This is a genomic window from Sphingobium sp. AP50 (assembly GCF_900109095.1).
In the GTDB taxonomy this organism is placed as follows: domain Bacteria; phylum Pseudomonadota; class Alphaproteobacteria; order Sphingomonadales; family Sphingomonadaceae; genus Sphingobium.
Map to the genome: position 1 here is coordinate 201,159 of NZ_FNYZ01000001.1, position 18,143 is coordinate 219,301.

General features: G+C 64.5%; 20 protein-coding genes. 11 read left to right on the top strand and 9 right to left on the bottom strand.

Features of this window, described 5'->3' with window-relative positions:
• The first annotated feature begins 54 nt into the window (after window positions 1–54).
• Complete coding sequence (locus tag BMY84_RS28965; RefSeq protein ID WP_143074959.1) at window positions 55–789, top strand: hypothetical protein; 735 nt, start codon at window positions 55–57, stop codon at window positions 787–789.
• Window positions 790–795: 6 nt separating this feature from the next.
• On the opposite strand, the gene BMY84_RS00995 is transcribed toward BMY84_RS28965, so the two are convergent.
• The 7 genes from BMY84_RS00995 to BMY84_RS01020 all read right to left on the bottom strand — a co-directional run bounded on the left by BMY84_RS00995 (window position 796) and on the right by BMY84_RS01020 (window position 6,867).
• Entirely contained in the window at window positions 796–1,989 is a 1,194-nt protein-coding gene (locus BMY84_RS00995) for a murein hydrolase activator EnvC family protein (RefSeq protein ID WP_371262397.1), read from the bottom strand.
• Window positions 1,990–2,081: 92 nt separating this feature from the next.
• On the bottom strand, window positions 2,082–2,504 hold the full coding sequence (locus BMY84_RS01000) for a 23S rRNA (pseudouridine(1915)-N(3))-methyltransferase RlmH (protein ID WP_093079543.1): 423 nt from the start codon (window positions 2,502–2,504) through the stop codon (window positions 2,082–2,084).
• Between the two features lie 62 nt (window positions 2,505–2,566).
• A complete protein-coding gene (gene rsfS, locus BMY84_RS01005) occupies window positions 2,567–2,956 on the bottom strand; it encodes a ribosome silencing factor (protein ID WP_093079546.1) in 390 nt (129 codons plus the stop codon).
• 12 nt (window positions 2,957–2,968) lie between these two features.
• Window positions 2,969–3,598: a nicotinate-nucleotide adenylyltransferase gene (locus BMY84_RS01010; RefSeq protein ID WP_093079548.1), complete on the bottom strand. Its 630-nt coding sequence runs from the start codon at window positions 3,596–3,598 to the stop codon at window positions 2,969–2,971.
• A gap of 219 nt (window positions 3,599–3,817) precedes the next feature.
• Complete coding sequence (locus BMY84_RS29590) at window positions 3,818–3,991, bottom strand: hypothetical protein (protein WP_177203857.1); 174 nt, start codon at window positions 3,989–3,991, stop codon at window positions 3,818–3,820.
• A gap of 152 nt (window positions 3,992–4,143) precedes the next feature.
• Window positions 4,144–5,658, bottom strand: a complete 1,515-nt coding sequence (gene rmuC, locus BMY84_RS01015) for a DNA recombination protein RmuC (RefSeq protein WP_093079551.1) — start codon at window positions 5,656–5,658, stop codon at window positions 4,144–4,146.
• Window positions 5,659–5,877: 219 nt separating this feature from the next.
• A complete protein-coding gene (locus BMY84_RS01020) occupies window positions 5,878–6,867 on the bottom strand; it encodes a GlxA family transcriptional regulator (RefSeq protein WP_093079554.1) in 990 nt (329 codons plus the stop codon).
• Between the two features lie 130 nt (window positions 6,868–6,997).
• Between BMY84_RS01020 and BMY84_RS01025 the strand changes: the two genes are divergently transcribed.
• The 3 genes from BMY84_RS01025 to BMY84_RS01035 all read left to right on the top strand — a co-directional run bounded on the left by BMY84_RS01025 (window position 6,998) and on the right by BMY84_RS01035 (window position 9,216).
• Window positions 6,998–7,828, top strand: coding sequence for an alpha/beta fold hydrolase (locus BMY84_RS01025; protein ID WP_093079556.1), 831 nt, complete (start codon window positions 6,998–7,000; stop codon window positions 7,826–7,828).
• Window positions 7,829–7,896: 68 nt separating this feature from the next.
• Entirely contained in the window at window positions 7,897–8,673 is a 777-nt protein-coding gene (locus BMY84_RS01030) for an SDR family NAD(P)-dependent oxidoreductase (RefSeq protein ID WP_093079559.1), read from the top strand.
• 30 nt (window positions 8,674–8,703) lie between these two features.
• Window positions 8,704–9,216 (top strand): hypothetical protein, encoded by a 513-nt coding sequence (locus tag BMY84_RS01035; RefSeq protein ID WP_093079562.1) that lies wholly within the window; start codon window positions 8,704–8,706, stop codon window positions 9,214–9,216.
• Here BMY84_RS01035 and BMY84_RS01040 read toward each other — a convergent pair.
• Entirely contained in the window at window positions 9,171–10,382 is a 1,212-nt protein-coding gene (locus BMY84_RS01040; protein ID WP_256214992.1) for an aminotransferase, read from the bottom strand. The two genes, BMY84_RS01035 and BMY84_RS01040, sit on opposite strands and share 46 nt — an antisense overlap.
• 467 nt (window positions 10,383–10,849) lie before the next feature.
• Entirely contained in the window at window positions 10,850–11,407 is a 558-nt protein-coding gene (locus BMY84_RS01045) for a hypothetical protein (RefSeq protein WP_093079567.1), read from the bottom strand.
• Window positions 11,408–11,696: 289 nt separating this feature from the next.
• Between BMY84_RS01045 and rpsM the strand changes: the two genes are divergently transcribed.
• The 7 genes from rpsM to BMY84_RS01080 all read left to right on the top strand — a co-directional run bounded on the left by rpsM (window position 11,697) and on the right by BMY84_RS01080 (window position 18,120).
• On the top strand, window positions 11,697–12,065 hold the full coding sequence (gene rpsM, locus BMY84_RS01050; protein WP_093079569.1) for a 30S ribosomal protein S13: 369 nt from the start codon (window positions 11,697–11,699) through the stop codon (window positions 12,063–12,065).
• A gap of 102 nt (window positions 12,066–12,167) precedes the next feature.
• Window positions 12,168–12,557 carry a 30S ribosomal protein S11 gene (rpsK, locus tag BMY84_RS01055; protein WP_004208752.1) on the top strand — a complete coding sequence of 130 codons (390 nt, stop codon included), beginning with the start codon at window positions 12,168–12,170 and terminating at the stop codon, window positions 12,555–12,557.
• Between the two features lie 121 nt (window positions 12,558–12,678).
• The gene (locus tag BMY84_RS01060; protein WP_093079572.1) at window positions 12,679–13,740 is read left to right on the top strand and encodes a DNA-directed RNA polymerase subunit alpha; all 1,062 of its coding nucleotides are present in this window, start codon (window positions 12,679–12,681) and stop codon (window positions 13,738–13,740) included.
• Between the two features lie 119 nt (window positions 13,741–13,859).
• The gene (rplQ, locus tag BMY84_RS01065; RefSeq protein ID WP_093079574.1) at window positions 13,860–14,285 is read left to right on the top strand and encodes a 50S ribosomal protein L17; all 426 of its coding nucleotides are present in this window, start codon (window positions 13,860–13,862) and stop codon (window positions 14,283–14,285) included.
• Between the two features lie 160 nt (window positions 14,286–14,445).
• On the top strand, window positions 14,446–16,617 hold the full coding sequence (locus tag BMY84_RS01070; protein ID WP_093079577.1) for a prolyl oligopeptidase family serine peptidase: 2,172 nt from the start codon (window positions 14,446–14,448) through the stop codon (window positions 16,615–16,617).
• A gap of 206 nt (window positions 16,618–16,823) precedes the next feature.
• The gene (locus BMY84_RS01075; RefSeq protein ID WP_177203858.1) at window positions 16,824–17,441 is read left to right on the top strand and encodes a hypothetical protein; all 618 of its coding nucleotides are present in this window, start codon (window positions 16,824–16,826) and stop codon (window positions 17,439–17,441) included.
• Window positions 17,442–17,520: 79 nt separating this feature from the next.
• On the top strand, window positions 17,521–18,120 hold the full coding sequence (locus BMY84_RS01080) for an OB-fold-containig protein (RefSeq protein WP_093079579.1): 600 nt from the start codon (window positions 17,521–17,523) through the stop codon (window positions 18,118–18,120).
• Window positions 18,121–18,143: the final 23 nt, after the last annotated feature.

Genomic DNA, 18,143 nt, shown 5'->3' on the forward strand with positions numbered 1-18,143 from the left:
CATGATCCAATGCCTTATTCTAGAATTTCGTGTTGCAATGTGAGGATGCGGGTATTGCGATATTTTGTTCCCCAACTGGATTTGGCTGAAACGGAGGATGCAGCATCGGCCCATGCTGAGCACCTTGGCGGTCTTCCCTTCGGGTTGCCGATAAGTCTGTGGCCGATATGCAAGGAATGTGGTGGGTCGCAATCATTGCTTGCCCAGTTTGCTCACGATTCGGATCGCTTAAATCTGGGGCGAGAGGGAAGGGTTTTATACGTCTTCCAATGCAATCACGATCCGGGGATGTGTGCCACTTGGGAAGCATTTTCCGGTGCAAATCACTGCCTTGTTCTTGAACCGGAAACACTGATGCGTGCAGTCACGCAAATCCCAACAGATAATCCTCCTCTCGATAATGCCGCTATTATCAATGGCTGGGTCGAGCGAGTTTCTCCCCTCCCTGAATCGATCAAGTCGGCATTTTTCTCGGACGAAACATTCTTCGCATTGGGTGATGATGATTTGGCGGATATCACTTGGTCAACCCGCCTCGGCGGCGCGCCGCGTTGGCTACAAGGCGCAGAAGAAGGGCCTGCGGGCTGGCGGTTCCTTGGGCAACTAGACTCTGTGTACAGTTTTCTTTCAGCACCCACCCGTCACACCAGCTGGATCACACCTGATGGTGAGGGGTTTGAGGGGCGAACCCATGTCGGTGAGGGGCCGAACTTTGGCGGGGGCATCGCCTATCTGTTCGCATCAGATGAGAGTGATGTGCCGCAAGTCGTCATGCTTTGGCAGCGATAATAGGCCTCACCCCCGCCCCACCAGCGGCACGATATCCACCGGGCGTCCGTTGCGGCGCAGTTCTACGGTGATGTTGGGGCGTTCAGCGCCGGTGATGCCGACGGGGTCGCCCTGGCGTACGCTGTCCCCGACCTGGGCGGTCACGCGGTGGAGGCCGGTGATGAGCGTGGTCCAGCCCTGCCCATGGTCGATGATCAATATCTGGCCATAATCGCGATAGGGGCCGGCAAAGGCGACACGGCCGGCCGTGGGGGCGATCGCCTGTGCGCCCGGTTGCGTGACGAGAGTCAGGCCGCGCGAGCGGACGCCGCCGTCATTCACTTCGCCCATGCCGGTGACGAGCTGGCCGATCACCGGCAGGCGATAGGGCGGCGGGCCATCGGCGGCGCTTTCGCGTTCGGGTGCGGGGGCGGCGGCCTGATCGGGGCGGGCGGGGCGCAGCAGCGGGCCGGACAGAGCGGCCAGCCGGTCGCGCAAATCGCCCGCTTCCTCCAGCCGGTCCATCAGGTCGACAATGTCGCGCGCCCGTTCGCCCAGCGCCAGCGCGCGTTCGCTCTCCAGCCCCGCATTGGCGCGATAGTCGCGGGCGGCGACGCGCTTCTGCGCCTCCAGCGCGGCGAGCGCGGTCTGCCGGTCCTTGCGATCGGCCTGCGCCTTGCCCAGCGCATCGGCGGCCTGCTGGGCGGTGGCGCGCAGGCCGCGGCTCTTGTCCAGCTCCTGCCGCAGACCGGCGGTGCGTTGCTGGATCACGGGCAGGATCTGGCCCAGCACCGCGCGCATATGGACGGCATCGGCCACCGATCCGGGCTGGACGAGTGCGAGCGCCAGCGGGCGGCGGGCCATCATCTGGAGCGCGGCGGTCAGGCGGACGACGGGTTCCTGCTTGGCCGCAAGGCGCGCGGCCTGCGCGCGCTGCAACCGGGCGATGATGGCGATGCGGGCCTGCGCCGCCTGAATATCCGCCTCCGCCTGCTGGATACGGGCGGCGACGGCGGCGGCGCGGCGACGCGCCTGTTCGGCTTCGTCGCGGGCGGCGCCGGCCTGTTGTTCGAGGCGGGCGGAGCGATCGCGCGCTTCGTCCGACTGGCGGCGCGCATTTTTGAGCGCCTGCTGCTCCTGCGCCAACGTGGTGCCGGCTGTACCGGACAGGATGATCGCGCTGTCGTCCGCAGCGGAGAGGCGCGCGGCGGCAAGGGCCATAAGGCCCGTCAGTCCGCCGGTAATGAGGATAGTGCGCTTCACCCGATGCCCTGCCTTATTTCGCCCTGACTAGGCGGAAAATGGCCGGGCTTCTAGCCTTCGCGATGATAGGGATGGTTTGCGAGAATGGAGCAGGCGCGCCAGAGCTGTTCGGCCAGCATCGCGCGGGCCATCATGTGCGGCCAGGTCATCGCGCCAAAGGCGATCAGCAGGTCGGCGTTCGCCCGGTCGGCATCATCGAAGCCGTCAGCCGCGCCGATCAGGAAGCGGCATTCGCGCGTCCCCGCGTCGCGCCAGCCCTCGATTCGGCGGGCAAAGTCCATGGAGCCGAGCTGCTTGCCCTTTTCGTCCAGCATGACTGTGACGGTGCCGGGGGCGACGGGGGGCAGCTTGCCACCCCGGTCGGGCATTTCGGTGATCTTGTGCGGCATGGTCAGCCGCTTGACATAGCGGTCGACCAGATCGGCCTCGGGCGAACGCCCGATCTTGCCGCGCGCGATGATGTGGAGGAGCATGGCCCCTCCCTTAGACTGTCATGGCCCGTCTGTCGAAGGGGGCTGGCCCCTTCGAAATTAAATCAGGCGTTGCCCGCGACCGGCGCGTCGACGAAGCCCCACATCCGTTCCAGATTGTAGAAGCTGCGCACTTCCGGCTTGAACAGGTGGACGATCACGTCGCCGGCATCGATCAGCACCCAGTCGGCGACCGGCAGGCCTTCGACGCGGGCGGAGCGGCCCGTTTCCTTCTTGATGCGTTCGGCCAGATGCTGGGCCATGGCCGCGACCTGACGCGACGAACGGCCGCTCGCGATCACCATATGATCGGCGATGCTGCTCTTGCCTTCCAGCGGGATGGAGATGGTTTCCTGTGCCTGATCGTCGTCGAGCGATTGCATGACAAGGGCGTGCAGGGCGGCCACGGATTCTGCGCCAAGCGCGGTATCGTTGGCAGGGGCGAGGTTAGTCAATTAAACTCCAATCTAGACGATCAACCGGCGCGTGAGCGGATCGCGCACACACGTTGCTTCATATTCGCGATGCCAGAGGGGGTCCGCCTGCCGCAGCAGGGTCGCCGATCTTGGATCAGGGCGAAAGCGCAATAGCACGAGCGCCGGTGGTCTCCAATTCGTCCAGTCTGCACTCTGGCGCGCGGACCGGACGAAGCGCCGCAGCCAGCTCATGGCCACAGAGCCACGGGCAGCCTCATTATAGCCCGGACGCGCGATTACGGCAATGGGCATTTGTCGGGCAATGCCACGCCAGTCGCGCCACTGGCCAAATTGCGCCAGATTGTCCGCGCCCATCAGCCAGATGAAGCGGTGGCGGGGATAGCGGCCGGTCAGCGCGCGGAGCGTGTCAACGGTGTAGCGGGTGCGCAAATGCCGCTCGATCGCGGTGGCGCGAATCGGGGCGCGGCGGGCGACTTTGCGGGCATGAGCGAGGCGGGCGGGCAGCGGGGCCATGCCCTTTGCGGGTTTCAGCGGATTACCGGGGGACACGAGCCACCAGATTTCATCGAGATCGAGGGCGTCTTTGGCAAAGAGCGAAATGGCGCGATGCCCGCCATGGGCCGGATTGAAGGAGCCGCCGAGCAGGCCGATGCGTTTCATGATGCTGCCATGCCAGTGGCGGGGCGAGGCGGCAATGGGCTGCAGAAGCACGCAGGGACAGGGTAGGGGTGGCGGGGAATAGGAAAACACACGCTTAACTTCGCATATGTCCCGCAAATTTCGACATTATGAAACAAGAGTTGGAAATTATATTACGCAGGGCATGATCCGCCACATCGTCCGTCACCTATAGGTCGGACAGCCGGAATAGGACAGGTTTCAGCAGCCCATCCCGGCCTTGCGGCGGCGCTGATAGGGGATTTTGTTCAGTTGCGCGATCAGGTCAGCAAAGGGATCGTCGCGCAGGACGCGGTCTTTTTCGATCGGGGGCCGATCGGGGATCGGGACGGTGCGCCGCCGCAGCGGACGGCGCCCCAGCAGGGCCTTCCACATGATACTCTCCTGTCCGCGACCATGGGGATTTCCGGTCGCTTATAGAGAAGATACGCGGGGCGGGCTGGCTTGTTCCTGCGTTATTTACGGTGTGGTGGGGTTGCGCAGGCCCACCCCCTGACCCCCTTCCGCTTGCGGGAGGGGGAAAGTTTCTATTCGGCGGCGGGCAGGGCCTTTGCTTCGTCGGCCTGCGCGTCGCGGGCGATCACGTCCAGCGGCTCGACCGTCTCGATTTCCTTGCCGCCGGTTTCGATGTCGAGATCGCGGAACTTGCGGCCGGTGGACAGGACGCGGCTTTCGAAGCTGCCGATGAAGCTGTTATAGTTGGACACGGCGCTGTTGAGGCCGGAGCCGAGCTTGCGCAAATGGCCAGCCGCGACCGCAAGCCGCTCATACAATTCCTTGCCCAGATGGCCGACCTGCTGTGCCTGTTCCTGCATCTTGGCCTGCCGCCAATGGCCCGCCAGCGTGCGGGCGAGGGGGAGGAAGGTGGCGGGGCCGCAGATGATGACGCGATTCTTGGCGGCGCGTTCCCACAGATCCATGTCCGCTTCCAGCGCGGCGGTGACGAAATTGTCGCCGGGCACATACATGATGACGAAGTCGGGCGCCTTGTCGAACTGTTCCCAATAGGCCTTGCGCCCCAGCGCGTCGGCATGGGTGCGCATGGCGCGGGCATGGTCGAGCATATGGGCGTCGCGCAGCGCCGGATCGACCTGATCGACGGCGTTCAGATAGGCGACGAGCGAGCATTTGACGTCCACCACCATCTGCTGGTCGCCCGGCAGGTTGATGATGAAGTCCGGCCGCATCCGGCCATCTTCGACCGCGACCGACACTTCCTCCTGAAAGTCCACGAAGGGGGAAAGGCCGGCCGTCTCGATCAGATTCTTGAACTGCTGTTCGCCCCAGCGGCCGCGCGTCTTGGGCGCGGCGCGCAGCGCATTGACCAGCTTGGCCGTCTCCTCGCGCACCTGCCCCTGCCCCAGATGCACCTGCTGCACTGCCTCACGCAGTTCGGCATAGCTGCCGACGCGATCCTTTTCGACGCGGGCGAGCCCTTCCTCATAGCGTTTGAGCGTGGTTTCGACCGGATTGAGCAAGGATTTGAGCTGCGCCTCGCTCTTCTCATTGGCCTGGGCGAACCGCTGGTCGGCGCGGGTCAGGAACTGGGTCTGGGCCTGGTCGAGCAATTTGCCGCCAATCTCGCTGAATTGGGCGGAAAGCTGTTCCTTGGCGTCCTTCAGCGCGGCGATCTGCTGTTCGAACGCGCGGGTGCGCGCTTCGATATCGGATTTCAGGCTGGCGAGTTCCCGCAGGGCGGCTTCGCGTTCGGTCTGGATCGCCTCGATCCGTTGGGCGGCGGCGGCCTGTAGCGCGTCGATCTTCTGACTGGCAGCAAGCTGGGCCGATTCCAGCCGCTGGTCGGCCGCGTGCAGCGCCGATTCGACACGGGCGATCTGGGCATTGGCCTGCGTCACCCGCTCCTGCTCCACCGCCAGTTCGGCGATGGCGGCGTTGCGCTGGGTGGCGGCGAGGTCGAGTTTCGTGGCCAGATCGGCCTTCTCGGCGGCGAGCGGCGCCAGCGCCTTGCCCTTGAGCAGCCAGCCCACGGCAAGGCCGATCAGCAGCGCGATGACGATCAGAAGGGCGGCCAGGCTGTCCATATAATATCCTTGCTGGGAACGAAACGGGAACTTAGCGAGGGGAGGCCGTGGCCGCAAGCGCGACGTGCTCCTGCGAAAGCAGGAGCCAAGTTACAAGGGCGGGACTGGATTCCTACCGCTCCCCGCCGTCATTGCGAGCGAAGCGAAGCAATCCAATGGCGCGCCCGTAGATTGCTTCGCTTCGCTCGCAATGACGATTCAATACAAAGTCATCCCGCTCTACGCCGCCTGCGCAGTCGGCGCGGCGAAGCGGCTGCGATAGTCGCCCGGCGACAGGCCGACGAGGCGGTGGAACAGTTTGCGGAAGGCGGCGGCATCCTCATAGCCGACGCTCCAGGCGATCTGGTCCACGGTGCGTCTGGTGAATTCCAGATGCTCGCGCGCCTTGGTAATGCGCAGATGCTGGACATATTCGATCGGCGTCATGGCGGTCGCGGCCTTGAACCGGCGCTGGAAGGTGCGCTCTTCCATGCTGACCTGTGCCGCCATTTCGCCGACGCTGATCGCCTTGCCTTCCCGCGCGGCGAGCCAGTGCTGGACCTTCAATATCGCTTCGTCGCCATGGGTCAGGCGCGGCATGAAGCGGGCGAAATGCTTCTGTTCGCGCCCGGCGCTGTCGATCAGCAGGAATTTGGCGGTGTCGAGCATGACCGTCGGCCCCAGCAACCGGTCGACCAGCCGCAGGCCCAGATCGGTCCAGGCCATCAGCCCGCCGGCGGTGATGATGTCGCCATCGTCGATGACGATGCGGTCGCAATCCAGTTTCACATCGGGAAAGCGGGTGCGGAACTGGTCGGCGAACCACCAGTGGGTGGTGGCGGGCCGGCCGGATAACAGGCCGGTCGCCGCCAGCAGGAAAGCGCCGCCGCAATTGGAGGCGAGCGTGGCGCCCTGCGCATGGCGGTCCACCAGCCAGCGGGCATAGGGCGCGGCCTCCTGCGCATCGGGGATGCCGGTCAGGCGGCCGGGCACCAGCCAGATTTCCGGTCGGGTCGCGTCCCCCAGTTCCGGATGCGTGTCATGGCTGCGGGCGAAGCCGCCATCGGGCTGATGCTCCCAGCGGCTGACGCGCAGGGGCTGGCCGCCATGGTCGATCGAAAATTGCCCGGCGATCGCGATCATGTCTGTCAGCCCATAGGCCATCGACAATTGGCAGCGGGGATAGAAGAGAATGCCGATTTCGGCTTTGGGCAGGGGCGTTGCGGGCATGGTATCGCGCCTTTGTCGGAATCGGCCCGCTTAATGTCGGAACCGCCAATCCCGAACCTCCGCGATTCCCCCTAATTCTGCAAGCACAGGGCGTGAGACGCTCTTCCAGATAGGGAAAGGGACTTTCATCATGAGCAATGTCATCACCACCAAGGACGGCACCCGCATCTTCTACAAGGATTGGGGGCCGCGCGATGGACAGTCGATTGTCTTTTCCCATGGCTGGCCGCTGAGCGCCGACGCCTGGGACGCGCAGATGGTGTTTTTCGCCCAACAAGGCTTCCGCACCATCGCCCATGACCGGCGCAGCCATGGCCGGTCGGATCAGGTGTGGGACAATAATAATATGGACCAATATGCCGACGATCTGGCGGAACTGATCGTAGCGCTGGACCTGAAGGATGTGGTGCTGGTCGGCCATTCGACCGGCGGTGGCGAAGTCACCCGCTATGTCGGCCGCCATGGCACCAGCCGGGTCGCCAAGCTGGCGCTGATCGGCGCGGTGCCCCCGCTGATGCTCAAGACGGAGGCCAATCCGGGCGGGCTGCCGATCGATGTGTTCGACGGCATTCGCAAGGGGACGTTCGACAATCGCAGCCAGTTTTTCCGCGATCTGACCATCCCCTTCTATGGCTATAATCGCGACGGCGCGGTGATCTCCGAAGGTATCGCGCAAGAATTCTGGCGGCAGGGGATGATGGGCGGCCTCAAGGGACAGCTCGACTCGATCCGCGCCTTTTCGGAAAGCGATTTCCATGCCGATCTGGCGAAGGTCGATGTGCCCACGCTCGTCCTGCATGGCGATGACGACCAGATCGTGCCGATCGGTGCGGCGGCCCTCTCGACCGTGAAGATCGTTACGGATGCGGTGCTGATCGTGTATGAAGGCGCCGACCATGGGCTGACGCAGACTCATCAGGACCGGTTCAACGCCGACCTGCTCGATTTCATCAACGGCTGACATTTCCGATCTCGTTCGGATTTCGGCAGACCCGGGACCGGACGGGATCGTTTCCAAGGAGACATCCCATGACCAAAGACACCATCCTCATCACCGGCGCGTCGGACGGTATCGGCGCGGTCTATGCCGATCGTTTTGCGAAGCGCGGCGCCAATCTGATCCTGGTCGCCCGGCGGGCCGAGAAACTGGAGGCGCTGGCCGCAGAGCTGCGTGGCACTGGCGTCGCTGTCGAAGTGATTGCGGCGGACCTGTCCAAGGCGGACGACCTCGCCCGGATCGAGGCGCGGCTGCGCGATGATGATGCCATCACCGGCCTCATCAACAATGCCGGGATCGCCGGGGAACAGGCCTTTACGCAGACGGACCCGGCCTATCTGACCGGCCTCATCGACCTCAACATCCTGGCGGTGACGCGGCTATCCCGCGCTGTCGCGCCCCGCTTTGCCGAGAAAGGCGCGGGGACGCTGATCAACATCACGTCGGTCACGGCGCTGATGCCCGATGGCTTCACCGCGGTCTATCCGGCGAGCAAGGCCTATGTGCTGGCCTTTACCGAAGCGTTGCAGGTCGAACTGGGCGGCAAGGGGGTAAAGGTGCAGGCCGTGCTGCCGGGCATCACCCGCACCGCCATCTGGACGCCGGAGCAGATCGCCAACATTCCCGCCGCCATGGTGATGGATGTGGAGGTGATGGTCGACGCGGCGCTGGCCGGGCTGGACATGGGCGAACCGATCACCATTCCCGCGCTGCCCGATAATGCCGGCCTCGACGCCTATATGGCGGCGCGCGCGGCGTTGCGGCCCAACCTGTCGCTCAAGGATGCGGCGGCCCGCTATCGGGCCTGACCTTCCCTCTGGAAATCAAGGAGAAACATCATGATCCTCGGTCTTTCCATTCCCGCCTTCATCGCGCTGCATGTCGCGATCAGTCTGATCGGCATCTTTGCGGGCCTTGTCGCCCTCCCGGCGCAGGCGCGGGGGCATTTCCTGCCGCGCACGCAGGCGATCTTCCTCGTCACCACCCTGCTCACCAGCCTGACCGGCTTCCTCTTTCCCTTTCGCGGCTTCACCCCCGCGATCGGGGTAGGGATAATTTCGACGCTGGTGCTGATCCTTGCCTTCGTCGCGCTCTACGGCCTCAAGCTGCGCGGCCGGGCGCGGGCCGTCTATGCGGTGACTGCGACCATCGCCCTGTGGATGAACCTGTTCGTGCTGGTGGTGCAGAGCTTCCTGAAGGTACCGGCGCTCAACGCCTTCGCACCGACCGGCAAGGAGCCGCCCTTCCTCGCCGCGCAGGGGCTGCTGCTGATCGTCATGCTGATCCTGGGCGCGGCGATCCTGCGTCAGCCCAGCGCTGCGCGAAAGGCGGCCAGCCTCCCGATCGCCTGATCCAGCGTCTCGTCCGTCTTGGAAAAGCACAGGCGGACGAGATGCGTCACCGGGTCTTGCGGATAGAAGGCGCTGATCGGGATCGCCGCCACCCCGGCTTCCTCGATGATGCGGTTGCAGAAGGTCACGTCATCCAGCGCGATGCCCGATGCAGGCAGGTCGATCGACAGGAACCAGGTCGCGCCGCTGGGCTGCACGACATAGCCTGCCTGCTCCAGCCCTGCCGCCAGCCGGTCGCGCGACGCCTGATAGGCGGCGCGCTGGTCGTTCAGCCAGTCTTCGGCCCAGCCCAGCCCCTCCGCCACCGCCCATTGCAGATTGGGCGGGGTGGTGAAGGTCAGGAACTGATGCGCGCGGGCGAGCAGGGTGGCGATCGGCGGGGCGGCGCACATCCAGCCGACCTTCCAGCCGGTGACGGAGAAGATCTTGCCGGCCGACCCGATCTTGACGGTGCGGTCGCGCATGCCCGGAAAGCCGATCAGCGGCCGGTGGGGCAGCCCGTCATAGACGGTTTCCTCCCACACCTCGTCGCAGATGGCGATCAGGTCATGGGTGACGCATAGGTCGGCGAGTAGCGCCAGTTCCTCGTCGCGCAGCACGATGCCGGTGGGGTTCACCGGATTGTTCATCAGCAGGATGCGGGTGCGGGGCGTGATCGCCGCCTCAAGCGCCTCGCGGGTAATACGCCAGTCGGGCGGGGTCAGCTTCACGATCCTGGCCACGCCGCCGACCCGCTCCACCAGCGGCAGATAGGCGTCATAGAGCGGGGCGAGCATCAGCACTTCGTCGCCCGGCTGCACCAGCGCCAGCAGGCTGGCGGCAATCGCCTCGGTCGCGCCGGAGGTGACGATGATCTCCTGCGGGGTCAGGTCGATCTGCTGGCTGCGGGCATAATGGGCGGCGATCGCCATGCGCAATTCCAGCAGGCCGGGCATCGGCGGATATTGGCTGGATTGCGTCAGTAGCGCGTCGGCGGCGGCCTGCAACACCGCTTGCGGCCCCGGCCCTTCGGGAAAGCCCTGCCCCAGATTGATCGCGCCCGTCTCCCGCGCGCGGGCCGACATATGTTCGAAAATGGTGGTGGGCATGTCCCGGTAGACGGGATGTCCAAGGGACGTGGCGGCTGTCATACGGGCCAGTATAGCGCGTTGGGGCGGGGCGTCCATCAAGGCATGCTGTGGATCGCTACCGGCGGCAGATCGAATCGACTGCAACGGGGCGAGTCACGAAAATGAGAGGGGCCGCCGGGTCAGTGCCCGACGGCCCATCATTGACATGGTCAGCGGCCGGAAGCACCGCCAGAAGGAAACGGTTGGTCGCGCTATCGATCACCCGCAGACACGGCCTGTTTGTCGGCGCTCAGATATATCTGACGGATGACGGATCGACGCTAAAGGCGTCGCTCAGCGGCGCGTTTCCCGAATGGACTGAACCGACCCCATTGCTGAACCATGAGACATCGGATCACCTCCTTTCGCTATGTTGAAGCCCGTAGTGGCCGACTTCGATCTACCCTTGGCCGGTCCACGAGAGGAAATGTGAATCAGACGCAGGCTATGATCAAGACTTGTAATTTTCTTTTTTGGAATCATAATTTCGCGTCCTTCGAGCCAGCCCGAACCGCGTCGTTCCGCTATCCCCGGCAATCCTCGATCACCCGCGATATTTCGGCCCAGGCCGGGACGATAAGCGCCTCCTGCCCCGCAACATCGACCGCGAACTTGCCCCGGCTATAGGCGAGCTGATCCAGCACCGTGTCGGAGGCCGCACGAAAGGCGACGAGTTGGGGCGTCGCGCCGCCAGATGAAGTGGCTGGCCAGCTGGTCGCGCCATAGCTGGTGCGCACGATCATCGCGCCTTGGCCGACGCCGGCGCGAGCCAGACTGATGCGCCGACTCGCCCGGTCGCAGCGCAGGGTCAGCCGCGCGTCGCTGGCGGACAGGCCGAAGACAGCGACGCTGCCCGCCGCTTCAGGGCGATAAGTCCAGTTGCCCGGACTGGCGGGCCGATATTGCCATTCGGTCGCCACGGGGGTGGGCTGGGCCGGGGCGATCGGCGCCGGGCGGGGCTGTGCGACGGGGCGCGTCGCAGGCGGAGGCGTGGGTGCGGGCCGTTGCGGCGCAGGTCCGACACAGGAAGCCAGCAGGACCAGCGAGGGCGCAAAGGCGGCGAAGGACGGGATGAGGCGCATCCCCCCTCCATGCCGGAGCCATCCGCCCCGCTCAACCCGAAAAGGGGCCGAAAGGGTCGAGCCGCCGACCCGATGCGTCCGGCCGCACGGCAATTGACTATTTCGGGGCGAATCGCTACAGGCCCCCTTCCCCTAAACGCGGCGAGCGGCGGTGCTTTTGGCACTGGCCGTCTTTTGTGCGTCTTGGGGCCTTGTAATTGGCCGCTTTTCCTCGCCAGGGAAATCCGGCTTGACGCTTTGAGATAGGGACGGCGAAAGCTGGCCCTGTGGAGCAGGAGAAACTAATACCATGGCACGTATTGCGGGTGTTAACATCCCGACCAACAAGCGCGTAATCATCGCGCTCACCTACATCCACGGCATCGGTCGCAAGACGGCCGTCGACATCGCCACCAAGCTGGGCATCGACCAGAGCCGCCGGGTCCAGGACCTGAGCGACGCCGAAGTCCTCCAGATCCGTGAAGCGATCGACGCCGACCTGACCGTCGAAGGCGATCTGCGTCGCGAAACCGCGATGAACATCAAGCGCCTGATGGATCTGGCCTGCTATCGCGGCCTGCGTCATCGCAAGGGCCTGCCGGTCCGCGGTCAGCGCACGCACACCAATGCGCGCACCCGCAAGGGCAAGGCCAAGGCGATCGCCGGTAAGAAGAAGTAAGAAACAGTCCGGGGGACTGTTTCGTCTTCTTCTCCGCCGGAGGCAGCTCTCCCCAAGGAAGACGCCTCCAGCAACACAAGATTTCAGTAGGATTAGAGCAAAATGGCACGCGAACCCCAGCGCATTAAGCGCCGCGAACGCAAGAACATCTCGGCCGGCGTCGCGCACGTCAACGCCAGCTTCAACAACACCATGGTGACCATCACCGACGCCCAGGGCAACGCGATTTCGTGGTCCTCGGCCGGCATGATGGGCTTCAAGGGCAGCCGCAAGTCGACCCCGTACGCCGCTCAGGTGTGCGCCGAAGACGCCGGCCGCAAGGCTGCGGAACATGGCGTCCGTACCCTCGAAGTGGAAGTCAAGGGCCCCGGTTCGGGCCGTGAATCGGCCCTGCGCGCGCTGCAGGCCGTCGGCTTCCACATCACGTCGATCCGCGACGTGACGCCGATCCCGCACAATGGCGTGCGTCCCTCCAAGCGTCGCCGCGTCTAAACGCAGCGTTGCATGACATGCGGGCGGCGGACGCGTCGCCCGTTTTCCCGTTTGCATCGCCGGAACGTCCTGTCGGGTTCAGGATTTCATAAGCGTTCCGGCCCATCCCCAGGGGAAATACATGACTGTCAACATGAAGAACTGGCAGGAATTGAAGAAGCCCAACAGCCTTGAGATCAAGGTTTCGGGTGACGGCAAGCGCAAGGCGACGTTCGTCGCCGAGCCGCTGGAGCGCGGTTTCGGCCTGACGCTTGGCAACGCGCTGCGTCGGGTTCTTCTGTCCTCGCTTCAGGGCGCGGCGGTCACCTCGATCAAGATCGAGAACGTCCTGCACGAATTCTCGTCGCTTGCCGGCGTGCGTGAAGACGTCACCGACATCGTCCTGAACATCAAACAGGTCGCGCTGAAGATGGAAGGCGAAGGCCCCAAGCGTCTTCAGCTGTCCGCCACCGGCCCGGCCGTGGTGAAAGCTGGCGACATCAGCGTCGTGGGCGACATCGAAGTGATGAACCCCGATCTGGTGATCTGTCACCTGGACCAGGGCGCCACGCTGAACATGGAACTGACTGCCGACATCGGCAAGGGCTATGTTCCGGCTGTCGCCAACCGTCCGGCAGACGCCCCGATCGGTCTGATCCCGGTCGATGCGCTCTACTCGCCGGTTCGCCAGGTCGCCTACAAGGTGGATAACACCCGCGTCGGCCAGGAACTGGACTATGACAAGCTGTCGCTGACGCTGGAAACCGACGGCACCGTGACGCCGGAAGATGCAGTGGCCTATGCCGCCCGCATCCTTCAGGACCAGTTGCAGCTGTTCGTCCATTTCGAAGACGCACTGCCTGCCGCGGCGCCCGCCGCCGGTCATGCTGCTGCCGCCACTTCGGAAGGCGAAAGCGACACCAACCAGATCAACCGCTATCTTCTCAAGAAGGTGGACGAACTGGAATTGTCGGTCCGCTCGGCCAACTGCCTCAAGAACGACAACATCATCTATATCGGCGATCTGGTCCAGAAGACCGAAGCCGAGATGCTGCGCACCCCGAATTTCGGCCGCAAGTCGCTGAACGAAATCAAGGAAGTGCTGTCGTCCATGGGCCTGCGCCTGGGCATGGACATCCCCGGCTGGCCGCCGGAAAATATCGAGGAAATGGCCAAGAAGCTCGAACAGGAGCTGCTTGGTTAAGCGGACAGGGCCGGAGCGTATGCTCCGGCCCGGTTCCTTATGGGCAAAAGGCGGTGGCCCTTAACACTGCCTGGTCTGGGGTACCTGAAACGGCCCCTTAACGAACGAAGGAAGATATCATGCGTCATAAGGTTGGTCATCGTAAGCTGCAGCGCAGCGCCGGTCACCGCAACTCGCTGCTGCGTAACCTCGCAGCCTCGCTCATCAAGCATGAGCAGATCCTGACCGGCACTGCCAAGGCCAAGGAACTGCGTCCTTACGTCGAAAAGCTGATCACCCTCGCCAAGAAGGGTGGCCTGTCCAACCGTCGCCTGGCCCACGCCCGTCTTCAGGATGACGTGCAGCTGATCAAGCTGTTCGACATTCTGGCCGAGCGTTACAAGGATCGTGACGGCGGCTATACCCGCGTGATCAAGGCTGGCTTCCGTGCTTCGGATGCCGCGCCGATGGCGATCATCGAACTGGTCGACCGTGACGTTTCCGCCAAGGGTCAGGACTCCGGTCCGGTCCAGGGCGCCGACGCGGACGAGCTGGAAGAAGCTTGATCTGACCGGTCTGACCCAAGCTTTTTCTAGGCCGATGGAAACACCGGCTGACTCGGAAAAGGCGTAAAGTCGACTTCCGGACTGGATGCTTTACGGACAGGCCGCGCTTCCCTAGGGAAACGCGGCCTGTTCTGTTTGGAAAAGAGTGAAAAAAGAGAGGATGCGCCTCGCTGCCCTGATCCTGCCGCTGCTATTGCTGGCGGCGGCGCCCGCGCCCGCCACCCCCGATGGCGCGGCGATCGAGGCGGGCAACCCGGACGCCCTGCATTATCCTTTCGCCAGGCGGCTGGATCTGGTGGAGGATCATTTCGGCGTGAAGGTCGCCGATCCCTATCGCTGGCTGGAAAATGATCTGCGCGCCGATCCGGCGGTCAGTGACTGGGTGGCGCAGGAAAACAGCCTTACCCGCCGCTATATCGACGATCTGCCGGGGCGCGACGCGCTCAAGAAGCGGATGCAGGCGCTCTTCTCGCATGGCCGCTACACCATCCCGCGCAAAGCCGGTGGACGGTATTTCTATGGCTATAACAAGGGGCTGGAGAACCAGACCCCGCTCTATGTCCGTGAAGGGCTGGAGGGGAAGCAGAGGCTGCTGCTCGACCCCAATGACTGGGCGAAGGATGGCGCCAGCGCGCTCGCCGAATGGGCGCCATCGCCGGACGGCAAATATCTGGCCTATGCGGTGCAGGATGCCGGCAGCGACTGGCGCACGCTCCGGCTGATCGATGTGGACAGCGGCAAGGCGCTGGACGATGCCGTCCGTTGGGTCAAATTCTCGCAGATCGCCTGGGACGGCCGGGGGGAGGGCTTTTTCTACTCCCGCTTCGCCGCGCCGCAGAGCGGGCAGGCCTTCCAGTCTTCCAGCGAGGGGCAGCAGCTCTTCTATCACCGCGTCGGCACCGATCAGGCTCAGGACCAGTTGATCTATGCCACGCCTGATCGTCCCGCGCTCAGCCATCAGGCGCAGGTGACGGGGGACGGCCGCTGGCTGGTCATCAACAGCTTTCAGGGGATCGATCCGCGCCGCGAAGTCCATGTCGCGATGCTGGACGGCAGCCCGGTCAGGCCGCGCCTGCTGGTCAAGGGGCCGGCCCACGACTGGCGGCTGATCGGTAGCCGGGGATCGACCCTGTTCTTCCTGACCGACGATCGCGCCGCCCATATGCGCGTGGTGACGCTCGACGCCGCCCGCCCGGGTCGCCGCGCGCAGGAGATTGTCGCGGAAAGATCCGAGACGTTGGCGGGCGGATCGCTGGTCGGCAACCGCATGATTCTGGCCTATATGAGCGACGCGCAGACGGTCGCCGAACTGGTCGAACTAGACGGGCGCAAGGTGGTCGACGTGCCCCTGCCCGGATTCGGCACGGCGGCGGGCTTTGGCGGGCGGGCGGGCGACCCGGAAACCTTCTTCAGCTTCTCCGGTTTCGTCACCCCGTCCAGCATCTATCGCTTCGACACGGCGACCCTGCAAAGCCAGATTTTCGCGCAGCCCGACCTGCCCTTCGACCCCGATGATTTCGGCGTGGAGCAGCGGCTCTATCCGTCGAAGGACGGGACGATGATCCCGATCACCATATTGCGCAAGAAGCGGCTGGCCGATCAGGCGATCGCCGCGCCGACCATCCTCTATGGCTATGGCGGCTTCAACATCAGCCTGACGCCAGGCTATTCGGCGGTGCGCATGGCCTGGCTGGAACAGGGCGGCGCCTATGCCATCGCCAATCTGCGGGGCGGCGGGGAATATGGCAAGGCGTGGCATGATGCCGGGCGCGGCGCCAACAAGCAGAATGTGTTCGACGATTTCATCGCGGCGGGCGAATGGCTCAAGGCCAATGGCTACACGCCAAAGGACGGGCTGGCGATCGAGGGGCGCTCCAATGGCGGGTTGCTGGTCGGCGCGGTGGTGAACCAGCGGCCCGACCTGTTCGCCGCCGCGCTGCCGGCGGTGGGGGTGATGGACATGCTCCGCTTCGACCGCTTCACCGCCGGGCGCTATTGGGTGGACGATTATGGATCGCCGGAAAAGGCCGCGGATTTTCCGCTGCTCTACGGCTATTCACCCTATCACAACATCCTGTCGGGCAAGGATTATCCCGCGATCCTGGTGACGACGGCCGATACCGACGACCGGGTGGTCCCCGCCCACAGCTTCAAATATGCCGCCGCCCTGCAGGCCGCCGATCTGGGCACCCGCCCCCGCCTGCTGCGGGTCGAAAGCCGCGCCGGCCATGGATCGGGCAAGCCGGTCGACAAGCTGATCGACGAATATGCCGACAGCTATGCCTTCCTCGCCCGCTTCACCGGCCTGACGATCAGCGCGAAGCCGGAATAAAAATCCTCCCCTGCAAGGGGAGGGGGACCGCGCCCGAAGGGCGTGGTGGAGGGGGGCGCAACCTCCATCGTTCCTCCAGCCTCCTCCGTCACGCGCTTCGCGCGTGCCACCTCTCCTGAAAAGGGGAGGATTACCATCTGCGTCCCCGTTCAGCCTTGCGACAGCCTGCCTCGCCTATGCCTCTATCCATCGCAGGAGACAGGCAGATGATCGGGACCAAGGCACGCTGGATGACCGGAGCGCTGGTAAGCGCGGGGCTGATGCTGGGTAGCATCGGCACGGCGCAGGCGCAGCCCGGATGGGGCGGCGGCTATGGCGGTCGCGGCGGTTGGGACCATCATCATCGCCATCGCGGCAATGGTTTCGGTTTCGGCGATGCGGTGGGTGTCGCGGCGCTCGTCGGCGCGGTGGCGATCGTTGCCTCCTCCCTGAACAAGGACAAGCAGGCGCAGACCGCCCGCAACGACAGCGACGACTATGACGCGCCACCGCCCAGCAGCGGCACCGACTATGGCGCCGACGTCCATAGCGCCCCCAGCCGCGACGATGCCGACTTTTCCGATGTCGCCGCCGGGGATGACGCCCTGACCGACGCCTGCGCGCTCGCCGCGCGGGACGAAGCACAGGGCCAGAGCGGCTATGCCGAAATCCGCCATATGGAGGCACCCCGCGCCGGACAGGGCGGTACGACCAACATCGATGGCGAGGTGGAAACCCGCGCCAGCTATCGCGCCGCCAGCGGCACCACCCGCCGCTTCACCTGCGCGATGAAGGATGGCCGCGTGGCGCAGGTCTATCTCAGCCGCGACGTGGTGATGCAGTAAAATAATACAGTCGAGTCGCTTTATCCTGTCTTTGCCTCCATTCGTCGGTTAGCATCGCTGGCGAATCAGGAGGTTAGGAGTGGAGGCCTTTCTTTTCGCGCCGGAAAATATCGTCTTCGTGTCGGCGCTTGTGCTGATGCTGCTGATCGGCGCCGTGCAGGCGCTGGGCTTTGCCGGCGACGCCGGTCTGGATCTGGATACGGACGCCGATCTGCTCGGCTGGCTGGGTCTGGGTCGTCTTCCGCTGCTGGCGCTGGTCGCCCTGTTCCTCACCCTGTTCGCGATCATCGGCCTGCTGGGGCAGCAGGCGGCGCATGATCTGTTCGGCGGCATGATCACGCCGTGGATAGCCGTCCCCGGCGCGGCGGTCACCGCCCTGCCCGCCACCGGCGTTGCGGCGCGGATCGTCGCCCCCTTCCTGCCACAGGATCACACTACCGCCATTTCGCTCGACCATCTGGTCGGCAGCCGCGCGACGATCGTCACCGGCCGCGCCGCCAGCGGATCGCCCGCCCGCGCCCGGGTCGAGGACCATCATGGTCAGGCCCATTATGTCATGGTCGAACCCGACAATGGCAATCAGACACTGGAAGAAGGAGAAACCATCCTGCTCGTCCGCCGGGAAGAGCATCTGTTTCGCGCCATTTCCCATGGCGACCATTATCTGCCGAGAATTTAAATCCCCACAAAGTCCAGGAGACA